Source organism: Acinetobacter sp. RF15B, from assembly GCF_007558235.1.
In the GTDB taxonomy this organism is placed as follows: Bacteria; Pseudomonadota; Gammaproteobacteria; order Pseudomonadales; family Moraxellaceae; genus Acinetobacter; species Acinetobacter lwoffii_C.
The window spans coordinates 21,407-35,745 of record NZ_VLSR01000010.1; the positions used below are offsets into that span (position 1 = coordinate 21,407).

General features: G+C 46.9%; 13 protein-coding genes. 6 read left to right on the forward strand and 7 right to left on the reverse strand.

The window, feature by feature from the left end:
• The 3 genes from E2K74_RS09160 (at position 1) to E2K74_RS09170 (ending at position 2,745) form a co-directional block, all read left to right on the forward strand.
• Positions 1 to 990: an RsiV family protein gene (locus E2K74_RS09160; protein WP_151204323.1), complete on the forward strand. Its 990-nt coding sequence runs from the start codon at positions 1 to 3 to the stop codon at positions 988 to 990.
• Positions 990 to 1,811 carry a TatD family hydrolase gene (locus E2K74_RS09165; protein ID WP_151204322.1) on the forward strand — a complete coding sequence of 274 codons (822 nt, stop codon included), beginning with the start codon at positions 990 to 992 and terminating at the stop codon, positions 1,809 to 1,811. The genes E2K74_RS09160 and E2K74_RS09165 overlap by 1 nt, the downstream gene beginning before the upstream one ends.
• A gap of 127 nt (positions 1,812 to 1,938) precedes the next feature.
• Positions 1,939 to 2,745: an enoyl-ACP reductase gene (locus E2K74_RS09170; RefSeq protein WP_151204321.1), complete on the forward strand. Its 807-nt coding sequence runs from the start codon at positions 1,939 to 1,941 to the stop codon at positions 2,743 to 2,745.
• Between the two features lie 177 nt (positions 2,746 to 2,922).
• On the opposite strand, the gene secB is transcribed toward E2K74_RS09170, so the two are convergent.
• The 4 genes from secB to rsgA all read right to left on the reverse strand — a co-directional run bounded on the left by secB (position 2,923) and on the right by rsgA (position 5,254).
• Entirely contained in the window at positions 2,923 to 3,381 is a 459-nt protein-coding gene (secB, locus tag E2K74_RS09175) for a protein-export chaperone SecB (RefSeq protein ID WP_151204320.1), read from the reverse strand.
• Between the two features lie 37 nt (positions 3,382 to 3,418).
• On the reverse strand, positions 3,419 to 3,673 hold the full coding sequence (grxC, locus tag E2K74_RS09180) for a glutaredoxin 3 (protein ID WP_151204319.1): 255 nt from the start codon (positions 3,671 to 3,673) through the stop codon (positions 3,419 to 3,421).
• Between the two features lie 21 nt (positions 3,674 to 3,694).
• Positions 3,695 to 4,102, reverse strand: coding sequence for a rhodanese-like domain-containing protein (locus E2K74_RS09185; RefSeq protein ID WP_151204318.1), 408 nt, complete (start codon positions 4,100 to 4,102; stop codon positions 3,695 to 3,697).
• Positions 4,103 to 4,195: 93 nt separating this feature from the next.
• Positions 4,196 to 5,254 (reverse strand): ribosome small subunit-dependent GTPase A, encoded by a 1,059-nt coding sequence (gene rsgA, locus E2K74_RS09190; protein ID WP_151204317.1) that lies wholly within the window; start codon positions 5,252 to 5,254, stop codon positions 4,196 to 4,198.
• 122 nt (positions 5,255 to 5,376) lie between these two features.
• Between rsgA and orn the strand changes: the two genes are divergently transcribed.
• The 3 genes from orn to E2K74_RS09205 all read left to right on the forward strand — a co-directional run bounded on the left by orn (position 5,377) and on the right by E2K74_RS09205 (position 9,081).
• The gene (gene orn, locus E2K74_RS09195) at positions 5,377 to 5,934 is read left to right on the forward strand and encodes an oligoribonuclease (RefSeq protein WP_151204316.1); all 558 of its coding nucleotides are present in this window, start codon (positions 5,377 to 5,379) and stop codon (positions 5,932 to 5,934) included.
• Positions 5,935 to 6,394: 460 nt separating this feature from the next.
• Positions 6,395 to 7,165, forward strand: coding sequence for a ThiF family adenylyltransferase (locus E2K74_RS09200; protein WP_151204315.1), 771 nt, complete (start codon positions 6,395 to 6,397; stop codon positions 7,163 to 7,165).
• A 98-nt stretch (positions 7,166 to 7,263) separates the two neighbouring features.
• Positions 7,264 to 9,081: a tetratricopeptide repeat protein gene (locus E2K74_RS09205; protein WP_151207267.1), complete on the forward strand. Its 1,818-nt coding sequence runs from the start codon at positions 7,264 to 7,266 to the stop codon at positions 9,079 to 9,081.
• A 55-nt stretch (positions 9,082 to 9,136) separates the two neighbouring features.
• Here E2K74_RS09205 and E2K74_RS09210 read toward each other — a convergent pair whose 3' ends face one another.
• The 3 genes from E2K74_RS09210 to E2K74_RS09220 are packed head-to-tail and all read right to left on the reverse strand — an operon-like array spanning position 9,137 to position 13,894.
• Positions 9,137 to 10,561 (reverse strand): efflux transporter outer membrane subunit, encoded by a 1,425-nt coding sequence (locus E2K74_RS09210; protein ID WP_151207269.1) that lies wholly within the window; start codon positions 10,559 to 10,561, stop codon positions 9,137 to 9,139.
• Positions 10,562 to 10,571: 10 nt separating this feature from the next.
• Positions 10,572 to 12,548 (reverse strand): MacB family efflux pump subunit, encoded by a 1,977-nt coding sequence (locus E2K74_RS09215; protein ID WP_151207271.1) that lies wholly within the window; start codon positions 12,546 to 12,548, stop codon positions 10,572 to 10,574.
• 2 nt (positions 12,549 to 12,550) lie between these two features.
• The gene (locus tag E2K74_RS09220) at positions 12,551 to 13,894 is read right to left on the reverse strand and encodes an efflux RND transporter periplasmic adaptor subunit (RefSeq protein WP_151207273.1); all 1,344 of its coding nucleotides are present in this window, start codon (positions 13,892 to 13,894) and stop codon (positions 12,551 to 12,553) included.
• Positions 13,895 to 14,339: the final 445 nt, after the last annotated feature.

Below are 14,339 nucleotides of genomic sequence, written 5' to 3' on the forward strand. Positions count from 1 at the left end.
ATGCTTAAAAATAAAACCATCTTTAGCCTCAGTCTTCTTGCAGCAGCAATGGCACTAACAGCATGCCAGCCTAAAAATACTGAACCTCAAGAGGATAAAGTAACTCAATCACAGACTATGGCTCAGGCTGAGGTATTAAAACTGGCTGGGGATGTAGAAAAATTAACTTTAAATCTACCAGAATGTAAGGGGAATAATTGCCCTGAAATGAACATCGAGCGTCTTTCCAGTAACCAGCCTTTTATTGATGAATTTATTGATCAGCAAATTTTAAAACGTCTGGATCAGACTCTGGATATTTCCGCCAAGTCGTTGAAGACCAATCCGCCGGCAGTAAGTGCGGAAGAGTCAGCAGCCTCCAGTCCAGTTCAGGCAGATGAGCCGGCCGCCTCGGTTGCCATTGAAACTCCAAAACAGCAACTGGAAAAACAGGTTACTCCGTATGTAGAAACATTTTTATCTTTAGATAAGGAACTGAAAGACTTAGGTTCCAGTCATCAAATTAGCCTGATGATTAAACCGAAAATTCTGAATGCCAATCAGCCTTTGGCAACCGTGGTGTTAAATTCCAGCAGTTATTTGGGCGGGGCGCACGGTTCCTCTTCGCAGCGCTACTATAACTTTGATCTGGAAAAGAAAAAAATTGTCGAATTGCAGGATATTTTAGCGCCTAATCAAAAGGCTGCTCTGGAAAAGAAAGCCCACGAAGCCTTTAAACAGTGGGTCATTGATTCTGAACTGGCCAGCAATGTTGAGGAATATGAACAGGCATGGAAATTTAAGTTATCGGATAATTTCTATTTATCGACTCAAGGTTTGATTCTGCAATATGGAGAATACGAAATTGGTCCGTATGTGGTGGGATTGCCGCGCTTAACCATTCCTTATGATCAATTACAAACGGTCTTGAAAACAGCCTATTTACCACAGGCTGAAGTCGAAAATGAGCAAGCGGCCAGTGCGGCCCGTGACAGTAAAGCCCAGTCTTAATGTCTTATTCGCTGTTTGATACCCATACCCATTTTGATGTTCCCGACTTTGATTCGGATCGGGAACAGTTGGCCTATGCCGCCAAAGCGATGGGGGTAGAGCGGTTAATTTTGATCGGCTTTGTCCAGTCCAGATTTCAGGACTTGCTGCACAGCCAGCGCTTTCTCAATCAATTGCGGGATGCGCCGCGGAGTTATCTGGCTCCTGGGCTGCATCCATTTTATATTGAGCAGCATCAAAGTTCACATTTGGCAGATTTAGAAGCGTTGCTCAGCACTGAAGATTGTGTAGCAATTGGAGAAATTGGCCTCGATACCTTTTTAAAGCAGCACAAGCAGGACGCAATTTTTCAGAAGCAGCAGCATTTTTTTGTAGCGCAACTTGAATTGGCACAGCAGTTTGACAAGCCGGTATTACTGCATATCCGAAAGTCCCATGCAGAAACTCTGGCGATCTTAAAACGGCAGCAATTCCGTTTGGGCGGTATTGCCCATGCTTTTAGTGGCGGCATAGAGGAAGCCAAGGCCTTTATTAAACTGGGGTTTAAAATTGGGGTGACCGGGCAGATTACCAATCCCAATGCTAAAAAACTCCATGCCGTAGTTCAGGAAATTGGTCCTGAACACCTTGTTTTGGAAACCGACTGTCCCGATATGACACCCTTATGCTGTCAAATTTCTACGCAGCATCGAACCCGCAATACCCCGGCCAATTTACCTTATGTACTGCAAGGACTGGCGCAAAGCTTAGCTATGGATCAAGAGCAGCTGGCTGAACAGCTGTGGAAAAATAGCCATCAAGCCTTGCATTTAGCGCTCTAGTGTAAGGGTTTGAACCAGCCGGAAATTTGACTTCCTTTCATCAGGTCTAAAAAAAGATGCATTATGCAATTTCTAAAATGCCAGAGACTTGGCATTATGCTTCTAAATTATTTTGAGTGAGATTCACATGGCACAAGGACTTTTGGCGGGTAAACGCTTTTTGATCGCAGGTATTGCAAGTAAATTATCAATTGCTTTTGGTATTGCTCAAGCCTTACATCGTGAAGGTGCAGAACTTGCTTTTACCTATCCAAATGAAAAACTGAAAAAACGTGTTGATGACTTTGCCGCACAATTTGGTTCTGAACTAGTGTTTCCTTGTGATGTGGCCGTAGATGCTGAAATTGAAGGCACCTTTGCTGAACTGGCAAAGCATTGGGACGGTCTTGATGGTGTGGTTCACTCTATCGGTTTTGCACCTGCCCATACTCTGGATGGTGACTTTACCCAGGTGACAGACCGTGAAGGTTTTAATGTTGCTCATGACATCAGTGCGTATAGTTTTGTAGCCATGGCGCGTGCTGCAAAGCCGTTATTGGCAGCACGCCAGGGTTGTCTGCTGACTCTGACTTATCAAGGTTCTGAGCGCGTGATGCCAAACTATAACGTAATGGGGATGGCCAAAGCGTCTTTAGAGGCAGGTGTACGCTATCTGGCATCAAGCCTGGGCAAAGAAGGTATTCGTGTAAATGCAATCTCTGCCGGTCCAATCCGTACACTGGCAGCTTCAGGTATCAAGTCTTTCCGTAAAATGCTGGATCTGAATGAAAAAGTGGCACCGCTAAAACGTAACGTTACCATTGAAGAAGTGGGTAATGCGGCCTTATTCCTGTGTTCTCCATGGGCTTCAGGAATTACGGGTGAAATCTTGTATGTGGATGCCGGTTTTAATACCGTTGGTATGAGCGCAGAATTGATGCTGGATGCTGAGTAAAATGCATTAAATTCTCTCTCCCTTTGAGAGAGAGTTAGAGAGAAGGGTTCTAGAATTTTAAATAATTAATTTACCTCTCCCTTTGCGACACAATGTTTCTCATCTCCTAAAAGGAGAGGGAAAAAAGAAATAAAAAAGACCGCACAAGCGGTCTTTTTTAATATCCGGGAAAAGCGATTAAGCTTGACCTTCAACCGCAGTCGCTTGCGCGCGTTGCAAGTTGGCTTCAAATTCAGCATCGAAGTTGATAGGAGTGAGCAGTAACTGCGGGAAGCTACCTTTGGTAACCATGTCATTCACGGCTTCACGAAGGAAGGGGAACAAAATGTTCGGGCAGTAAGCACCTAGAATATAAGGTAAACGTTCTTCTTCAACGCCATCGACCAGAAAAATACCGGCTTGAGTCACATCAACGATAAACGCAGTCTCGCCCTCATTATTGGCTTGAACGACCACTTTTAAAGCCACTTCAAAATGAGTCGGATCAATTTTTTCTGCTGAAGAAGACAGATTGATATTTAACTCAGGTTGCCATTGCTTGGTAAAAACTTGCGCCCCAGGAACTTCAAAAGAAATATCTTTAGTGTAAATGCGCTCTAATGCCAGTTGTGGTTGAGCTTGTTGTTCTTCACTCATTCTTTAATCCTTAATATGAAATAATGATTTTAGTAAATTAAGCCAGTAAATCGTCAAGTTTGCCTTCACGCTCTAACGCATAAAGCTGGTCAAAACCGCCGATGAATTGTTCATTGATAAAAATTTGTGGCACGGTACGGTGATTGGTGCGCTGCATCAATTCAATACGTACTTCAGGTGCTTCATTCGACAAATTGATTTCTTTGTATGCAACGCCTTTGCGCTCAAGGAGCTGTTTTGCACGGACACAATACGGACATACAGTTGTCGAATAAATAGTGACTTCAGCCATGGTCAATCTCCTGTTCGCAGATTATTTGCTTTTAATTAGAGGTAAACCTTGAGCTTTCCAGTTGCTGATTCCGCCATCAAGACGATAAGCATCTGCATGACCGACCTGCTGGAGTGCAGAACCTGCAACCTGCCCAAGATTACAAATGAACACCAGCGGGCGATCAGATGTTTTTAACTCATCAAGATGTTTTGTAATTTGGCTATAGGGAATGTTGCGGCTCCCACTGATGTGGCCTTCGCGAAAATCTTTGCCATCACGTAAATCAATCAGCATGGCATTTTTGGCTTTGACTAAAATGCCCAGCGATTGCGGGGAAATTTTACGACCGTTACGTTGACCTTCGATAATGAAGAATAAAACCACGAGTACCGCGAGTGTTCCAAACAAGAAGGGGTGATTCCCCATAAACTCGAACCAACGTTCCACAATCCACCTAATTACAATTTTGAAATTGCCAAGAGTATAGCTCATAAATATGGTGATCAAAATCACCGCTTCAAGGGCTAAGGCTTAAGAAAATTAATTTTTTTGCTGTGCTTCCGTGATTTCATCAATTAAACGCAGATAGCTTTCTAGTCGGCGGGGCAAAATTTCACCATCTGCTGCTGCTTTACGCAGGGCACACTGCTTTTCGTGTTTATGGGTACAGTTCCGGAACTGGCAGTGACCAAGCAGATTTTCAATTTCTGGAAAGCCGCTGGGGATCTTTTCCAAAGGCAGATGCCATAAACCAAATTCACGGATTCCCGGTGAGTCAATCAGGGCTGCATTTTCACCAAAAGGAATCAGGCGAGTCGAGGTCGTGGTGTGTTGCCCCAGCGCTGAGTTTTCAGAAATCACATTGGTCTTTTGTGCCGCATCCGGTACGATGGCATTGATTAAAGTGCTTTTACCCACACCAGACTGACCGACAAAGGCGACGGTCTCATCATTCAAGCGGGCGGTTAATGCAGATAGGTCTCCATCCGACTGGGTCTGCATCACTTCATAGCCTAAATCTTTGTATTCATTCAATAGTTCCAGAATAGGGTCCTGCTCTTTAAGTAGGTCGGACTTATTCAACACCAGTAATGCCGGAATTTGAGCGTCGGCACAGGCGACCAGATAGCGGTCGATTAAACCCGGGGCAGGTTCAGGCAGCGGTGCAAATATAATGACAATCAGGGAAATATTGGCTGCCACCGGTTTGACCTTGTGATAACGGTCAGGACGGGTCAATAAGGATTTACGCGGATGAATCGCGGTGATAATTCCGAGACCAGTATTCGGATCGGCTTGCCATTTTACCCGGTCGCCGGTAACCAAAAGTTCGAGGTTGGTCCGGGTATGACAGCGCCAGACACTGTCTGGTTCAATGGGTTTCCAGAACGGTTCCGGCTCACCATCGGCGACCACAGGTTTTTCAGGATGCGGCTCAGGTACCGACAAGGTCTGAACTTCGAGCTGGCGGCCATAATGCTGTACCACTAAGCCTTCCAGGTCCTGGGAGGTATCAAGATCTTCCTGACGCGTTTTCTGCTGTTTCTGAATACGGCGCTGCTGTTGTTCGGTCAAACGACGCTTACGGATTAAAGCCATTCAATTCCTAAAAAACCATGGGTGCGAGAAGGCAAAAATAGCATGAAGCCGAGGGTGAATACAGCCAAGTCGCAGGAAATTTGCTACTATATTATTTTTAAACTGATTAGATCACACAATTTATGAGCAGCACACCGGATAGCCGCCTGATTTGGATTGACCTGGAAATGACAGGTCTGGACACTGACAATGATCAGATTATTGAAATCGCCACCATTGTGACGGATGATAACCTGAATATTCTTGCTGAGGGTCCTGTGCTGGTTGTGCATCAGTCAGATCGTATCTTGAATGCGATGGATGAATGGAATACCCGTCAACATGGCCAGTCCGGTCTGATTGAACGTGTGCGCCGCAGTAAATTAAAGGCGCAGGATGCCGAGCGGGAAACCATTGAATTCTTGAAAAAATGGGTGAATCCGAAAGTATCACCAATGTGTGGGAACTCGATCTGTCAGGACCGGCGTTTCCTGCACCGTCTGATGCCGGAGCTGGAACAGTATTTTCATTACCGTAATCTGGATGTCTCTTCAGTCAAGGAGCTGGCCAAACGCTGGCGTCCTGAAATCATGAGCGGTCTTAAGAAAAATGCCTCGCATCTGGCGATGGATGACATTCGTGATTCGATTGCCGAACTGAAATATTACCGTGAATATTTTTTCATTATGAATAAAGACTAAGTTCAAGTGACATGAAAAGAGGCTTAAGCCTCTTTTTTTATTTTGTTGAGCGCGTTTTTTCTAGAGTGAAAATATTCAATGCGATCAAAACAAACCCACAGGAGCAATAACCCAATCAGATGAGGCTGTGTTCATTATGGCGAAGATGACAAAGCCAAATCATCCTAAGCGAATGAGACTACTGTGAGAATGGGGTTGTGTGTTTGGGGCGAGGCAGAAAATAAAAATAAAGCAGGTTGCACAGAAGCTTCCAACCCAGAAGGTGATAAATAGCATGACCTTTCACCCTCTTTAGCTAGATGACAGCTGCTTAATGGGTTGCTGATATTTCATTTGTTGTGGGCAGGTTGGCGTGCTCATCAGAGCTGATGATCGTTGAAATGGATTGAACATTTAATGGCAGTAAAAAAAAGCGGATTTTGCTAAAATGATCGAGTATTTTTATTGCTATAGATGACCTATGACTGATCTGCTTCAAGATGATGAATATGAACGCCGTTTTGCCGGTGTGGCCAAGATTTATGGCGAGGACAGCTTTCATCATTATGAAAATAGTCATGTGATGGTTATTGGTATTGGCGGGGTGGGTTCGTGGGCGGTTGAAGCACTTGCACGAACCGGGATTGGCGAGCTGACCCTGGTCGACATGGATGTGGTTGCAGCATCGAATATCAACCGTCAGTTACCGGCCATGACCACCACCTTGGGCTGTGAGAAAATTGAAATTATGGCGGAGCGTTGCCGGGCCATTAATCCCCGTATCAAGGTGAATCTGATTGATGACTACCTCACAGCTGAAAATGTGAAAGAGCTGCTGGCTGGACAGCCTGATATCATTCTGGACTGTATTGATGACGTCAAAGCCAAATTGGCGCTGATGCTGCATTGCCGTTTTAACAAGCTACCTTTAATTGTTTCTGGCGGTGCCGGCGGGAAATTAGATCCTTTAAAAATTCGCGTGGCTGATTTGTCCAGGACCGAACAGGATCCGATGCTGGCCAAATTACGTACCCAATTACGTGCCAAAGGTATCTGTAAAAAGCCTAAAGAAAAATTTGGCATCACCTGTGTCTATTCAATTGATAATCCATTCTCAGGTGCCGAGGTATGTGCCAGTGCTGGTCTGCGCTGTGGGGGTTATGGCTCAGCTGTTGTGGTGACCTCCAGCTTTGCCATGATCGCCGTCTCAGAAGTACTGAAAAAACTTGATGCGAAGCGCAGTAAAGCCTGATTAGGCCACTTAAAAAACACAGAGCCTAGGCTGTAGTTTATGTTAAATTTACAATAATGATTTTATACACATAACAAAAACAATGTCTTGGAGCAACTATGTGGTTTTTGCTAGTGCTGATTTTGGGGATTGCTGCTTTAGCCTTCTGGATGTGGAAGCGTCCTGATCCGGTCCAACGTGATCAGGCCAAGGCTGTGCAGCATGATTTATGGATTGAGCAGATGGACGCCCAGCTCAAGCATGCGGCACGTTTAGCTGCTGATTCTGATCATCCGGACCATGAACGTGCCTATCAGATTTATCAGAGCCTGGCACAGCAGCAGGAATGGCCGCAGGCCTATGTCGGTATGGCCTTGATGCATTTAAAGGCGCAGGGGCGTGAGCAGAATTCAGAAAAAGCCATCAGCTTGTTGGAAAAAGCTTTCAGTTTGGGAAGTGAAGAAGCTGCCTATCATTTGGGCCAAATGTACGATGGTCATCCTCAGCATGTGAATGATCCTGAAAAAGCCTTGTACTGGTATCGGCATGCGGTGGCTCGTGGTCATCTGGATGCCCAGTATCGTATGAGCGAGCTGACTGAAACTGACCATGGCGCAGCAGAACAGCAACGGCTGCAACTTTTGGTTCAACATGCCAGGCAGGGTCATGCCAATTCACAGTATCAGCTGGCACAGCACTATCTGGCGGAGGGTGCTCAGCAGGACCTAAGTTTAGGCATGCATTACCTGTTTCTGGCCGCACAGCAGGATCATCTGATGGCCAATCAGCAGATTGCTGATGCGTATGCGCGCGGCAAAATTTTACCGCAGGACCGCAAACAGGCGCTGTATTTTATTAAGCGCTGTATTCATTTAGGCGACCAGAGCAGGTTGTATGATTATTATGCTGGTGTTTTATTGGGCTGGATTGATACTGACCAGCGTCAACGGGTGTTTCAGCATCTGTTGCAGCAGTCCAGAGAACATACAGATGCCCAGGCTAAAACCTTAATCGGTCTGGCCTATTTTCATGGCTGGTATGTCGATAAAAATCAGACCATGGCTTTTCGTTACTGGTCTAAAGCAGGCCAGAGCCAGCATCCGCAGGCACTTAATCTGATTGCGGCACTATATTTTGAATCTTATCTAGTTGCCCATGAGCCGGAAAAAGCTTTCCGGCTTTATCAAAGTGCAGCAGCAATGAAGCCTGATGATAATTTTAACCAGATGGGGCAGGCACTCTGCTATTTAAATGGAGTCGGTGTTGCCAAAGATACCGCCAGAGCCACCCGGATGATTCAAGCAGTTGCCCAGCAGGAGCAGCTCAAGGCTGAATCAGAAGCGAGTTTGGTTTATATGGTCGGACGTTTTTATAGCCAGCCGGAATATCCGCTTCCGACACGAGAAAAGGCTGTGCAATATCTGAATCAGGCGGTTGCCCAAGGTTCTGCGGAAGCCGCCTGGTTTCTGTATCAGGCCTATTCGGAGCTTCATCCGGTCTTTGAGCTCCATGACGAATTGGCCAAACGTTATCTCCATCAGGCCGCTCAGCTGGGTCATGTACAAGCTCAGGCAGAATTGGGCTTGATGTATCTGAAAGGCAAGATGGTGGAGCAAGATCTGGCCACAGGACTGAAGTATCTTCAGCAGGCTGCCAGCCAGCACAATGCCTTGGCGTTGAATGCGCTGGGAGAGGCGATGGAGCAGGGAGTAGGAGTCACCCCGGATTTGGATCAGGCTATGGATTATTATCGTCAGGCCGCGGCGCAGGTAAATGCAGATGCTTATGGTCATCTAGGACGTTTATATACCAAAGGAATTGGTGTGGAGCGTGATATTGCCACGGCACGCGAATGGCTGGAAAAAGCCAGCCTGTTGGGACATCAGCCTTCAAGTGAGCTGCTCAAGCATATTAATGCCTATCTGCATGTCGGCTAAGCAACGCAAAAAAACCGCTATCTGAACAGCGGTTTTTTATAGAAAAAATGCTTCTTTAAGGTATTTGCCTGATCGGGCTGCCACCTAAAGCTTGCATCAAGGTTACATAAGCATTGTATTGGCTTTGTCGGGTCTGTACCAAAGACAGGCGCGCATTGCGTGTGGTTTCTTGTGCATCTAGCAGATTCTTTAAGGCCACTGCTCCATTTCGATAACGCACTTCCGTCAGACGTTCTGTACGTTCTGCCAGTTCGACATTACGTTGTTGTAACGCGACCTGTTTGGTCAGCTCAGTACGATTGGACAGGGCATTTTCCACATCGGCAAAAGCCTCATACAGGGTTTGACGGTATTGCAGAATCGCTTTTTCATATTCCAGTTCATTGACCTGTAAATCACGTTTCATGTCATTCCATTGCAGAAACGGCAGAGTCAGACCGGCACCCAAAGTGGCAACCGGATTTTTCAGGGCGCTGGAGAGTGAGCTGCTACTCCCTACGCCTACCCCTGTACTTAGACTGCCGGTCAAGCTGATCGATGGATAATAGCTGGCCCGGTTGGCATCTTTGTTGGCCAGCGCTTTGCGTAAACGCAGCTCGGTGGCTCGCAGATCAGGACGCCGGGATAACAGGCTGGCTGGCAGTCCTGCTTCAATATCAGGTAACTGTATACTTGGCAGGCGGCTCGGTTCTTGCAGGCTAAGCTGCTGTACCGGCATATTAAGCAGCACAGCCAGACTGGTACGGGTTTCCACGCGTTGCTGTTCAATCTGGCTTAAAGTGGCTTGCTGGCTTTGAATGGCCTGTTCAGCCTGCGTCAGTTCCAGACCCGATACGGCACCGGCCCGATACTGGACTTTGACCAGATCTGAAGTACGCTGTGCAGTGGCCAGATTTTGTTGTACCACAGCATGCCGTTCATTCAGATAGGCCAGTTGCCAGTACAGTTGTGCCGTGGTTCCAATCAGACTTTGCGCTGTGGCCTGCAAGTCCTCTTCAGATGCCAAGGCTTCCCAGCGTGCGGCTTCGGTCTGGTTGGCCAGTTTACCAAACAGGTCCAGTTCATAGCTCAGGCCCGGGTAGCCTAGTGAAATACCGGTTGAGCGATCGCCATCCCCCTCCAGACTAAATTGATGCCCGGTCGAGATTCGCGCATCTCCAATCCGGAGACCTTGCTGGCTTTGAGTCTGTCTGGCCTGAATGCGGGCCTGCTGTAAGTTGATGCCGGCCACTGCCAAATCGCTATTGGCTGCCAGCACTGCATTGACCAGATCGTTCAATTGCGGATCTTTAAATAAAGTCCACCATTGATCCGCCAGAATGTCGGCATGGATGTGCTGGCTTAAGGCCTTACTGTTTTGAAAGCCGTTCGGCAATTCAACGGCAGGTTGCTTATACGGTGTTTTCACTACTGCGGCACAGCCGACCAGTGAACTTCCTAGAATCAGGGCACTGGCCAGTTTGGTAAGAGTCAGGTGCATATCAGATTCCTTATTCTCGAGAAAGTGCATCGACCGGATTAAGACGGGCCGCATTACGTGCCGGAATAAAGCCGAACACAATACCAATCAGGCTGGAGCAGACAAAGGCGGCGACAATCGAGGTGGTCGAATAAGCCATCTGGAAAGTATCTCCGGCAAAATGGGTAATCAGTTGACCGATTCCCAGCGATAAAAGTACCCCCAAAATTCCGCCCAGAATACAGACCAAGACGGCTTCAATCAGGAACTGCTGCAAAATATCACTTTGACGTGCTCCGACGGCCATACGGACCCCAATTTCCTGAGTCCGTTCGGTGACTGAAACCAGCATGATGTTCATGACCCCAATTCCACCTACTACCAGTGAAATTACGGCAATTGCTGAGATTAGCAAGGTCATGGTCTGCGTGGTTTGCTGAATGGTTTCGCGGATACTGTCCGCATTTTGGGTAAATACATCCTGCGCACCATGACGTTGAACCAGCAGGCTCAGGATGGCGTTTTCAGCAGCTGCGCTCGGATATTCATCCTTAATCCGTACAATAATTTGACGTACATTGGACTGACCGAGCATACGGCTCATGACGGTGGAGTAAGGCAGGTAGACATTTAGTGTGTCATTATTGCCCATCATGCCTTTTTGCGCATCAATTACGCCAATGATCCGGCTGGGTACGCTGCCCAAGAGCAGCACCTGACCAATCGGGTTACTTCCATCTTTAAAGAAGGTATTTTGAGTATTGGTATCAATTACCACGTCCTGGGCCTGCTCGACCACACTTTCATGATCAAAAGGCTGACCAGATTTAAAGCTCATCCCGCGTACATAGAAGAAGTCTTCGCCCACACCATTCACAGTGATCGAGGCTTCAGTTTCTTTATAACGTGCGGTCACATTGCTGTTGACGGAGGGGCTGACGCCATCCACATAGGGCTGCTCTGCCAAAGCGTCTGCATCCGCCGGAATCAAGGTTTTGACTTGGGATGATCTGGAATTGTCTCCAAAGCCTCGCCCCTGAAATACGGTAATGGTATTGGTTCCCAGGCTGCTGATATTTTCCAGAATCTGTTTCTGTGAACCGTTCCCGAGCGCGACGACCGAGACAACCGAGGCAATTCCGATAATAATCCCCAGCATGGTCAGGAAAGTTCGCATGCGGTGTGCATTCATTGCCAGCAAGGCCATGCGGAAGGCTTCGCCAAGACGGTCTACGGCCGAGCGCCAGCTGGAAATTTTCTTGTGTTCATTATAGACCAGACGTTGTTTTTCAAAGCCATCATCAATTTCAGGCACATTCGGCTGATCCGAAATGATATTGCCGTCTGAAATCTCGATAATACGCGTCGCATTTTTGGCCACGTTATGGTCATGCGTGACCAGAATAATGGTATGACCTTTGGCATTCAGTTCACGCAGAATACGCATGACTTCAATACCGCTATTCTTGTCGAGTGCACCGGTAGGCTCATCGGCAAGAATGACATCGCCGCCGTTCATCAAAGCCCGGGCAATTGAAACCCGCTGCTGCTGACCACCGGAAAGCTGACTAGGGCGGTTCTGGGTTTTTTCACCCAGCCCCAGATCTGTCAGCAATTTCGCTGCACGTTCATGACGCTTACTGGAATCTGCACCGGCATAAATGGCCGGCACTTCGACATTGCCTGCGGCATTTAAATCTCCCAGCAGATGATAACGCTGGAAAATAAAACCAAAATATTCACGGCGCAGCTGGGCCAGTTCATCCGCTTCGAGCTTGCGAGTTTCCCGGCCCTTGACTTTATAGCTGCCCGAAGTCGGTTGATCCAGACAGCCAAGAATATTCATCAGCGTCGATTTGCCGGAACCGGACTGGCCCACAATCGCCACCAGTTCACCCGGATAAATCTCCAGATTGACCCCTTTTAAAATCTGGACCGTGCTTTCACCCGCAGGGAATTCACGAACCAGATTCTTGACCTCAAGCAGAGGTTGCTGTTGTTGATTCATGCTTACATTCTCATTGGGCCACGGCTGCCACGTTTTGCACTGTCATTTGAGGTGTCAGAACCGTCGGCAATGACCACCTGATCGCCACGTTTCAAACCTTTCAGAACTTGGGCCGTGACTCGGTTATTCAGGCCAATCAGCACAGGGGTAAGTTTCGCTGTACCATCTGCCTGTAAAAGACGCACCATGGCACGCTGTGCCTTGCCTTGTTCAATCAGGGCAAGCTCAGCATCAGAGAGCTGCAAACGGGCAGGGCGTTCACCTGTTGCATCACGTGATTTGTCCTGGGCTTCGGTAGGTGCAGCTAGACCTTCGGTGTTACGACTGCCTTCACCACGCTTCTGGCGCTGGGGACGGTTCGAGCTTTGAATCGCAGCTGCCGGAATGGTCAAGACATTTTGTGCTTCATCCAGCACAATATACACTTGCGCCGTCATATCAATACGCAGTTTGCCGTCTTCATTGGGAACGTCAAACAAGGCATTATAATAGACCGCCGTACTTGAAGAAGAGCCTGTGCTGTTATTGGATTCGGTATTAATTGAATTGGGAGCAGGCTCGACCTGACGCAATTGCGCATAAATTTTCTTGTCACTATTTCCCAAAGTGGTGAAATACACCCTTTGACCTTCCTGGACTTTCATGACATCAGCTTCAGAAATTTCGGCTTTAATGGTCATGGTGTCGAGTTGCGCGAGTTTGACAATGGTCGGTGCGCTCTGATTGGCGTTTACCGTTTGACCTTCCTCAGTCACAATCGCCACAATAGTGCCATCCATCGGCGCAACAATCTGGGTATAGCCCAAATCTTCTTTGGCGGTGGCCAAGGTCAAACGCGACTGTTCAATCTGGGCATTGATGGCCTTAATATCTGCCTGTGCGATTTTATAACTGGCCAGAGCCGCTTCATACTCCGCACGTGAGGTTGCATCCTGTGCATACATAATGTCCTGACGGCGATATTCAGCCTCAACCTTGGCCAGATTGGCCTGTTTTACAGCAAGCTGTGCCATCTGGTTTTTAATGCTTGCTTCAGCCGTTTTTAAATCATTCTCCTGACGCACTGAATCAATCTGTGCAATCAGCTGCCCCTGTTTGACCTGATCACCCAGCTGCACATACATTTTTTTAACCTGACCGGATACCTGAGCACCCACACTGACCATTTTGGTGGCTTCAAGCACCCCGGTTGCCAGTACCGAGTTTTCAATATCGCCGATACTTGCTTCCGCAGTAATAAATTGGGGTGGCTGTTCTTTGGGTTTCAGGAAATACCATCCAGCGGTAATAAGTACAATGGCAATCACTGCTGCCATGATCAGTTTTGTTGGTTTTATTTTTGGCATGATAAACACAGATTCTGGTCAGAAGATAAGGGCCGATTATAAAAGAGAAACTAGGATAAATCGTGAACTTTTTAATTTATAATGAGAATTATTTTCTATTACTGCTGGGTACAACAATAAATAAAAACTTAAATTTTTTATAGAGTTTATTGATCAGCCCAACTCATCATTGGAAGAACTTACTTGAGTCTTGCTGGTCTAAACATGAGGTAGTTGACCAGCTTGGTTTCAGGCTTATTTTATAAAATGATGCTTAGGCGGGGGAAAGCTGTGCCCTGACTAAAAAACTGAAATCGCGCTAAGTTAAGCCTATGTATAAAAAAATAACTGAGATTTTTAAAGTGATCTTTGTTGTAAAGATAAGTCTACCTTGTCTCTGGTCTGCTTAATTGTTAGTCAATATTTTAGACTAAAGACTAGGGCGTGTCCTCATTTGAAGAATTGG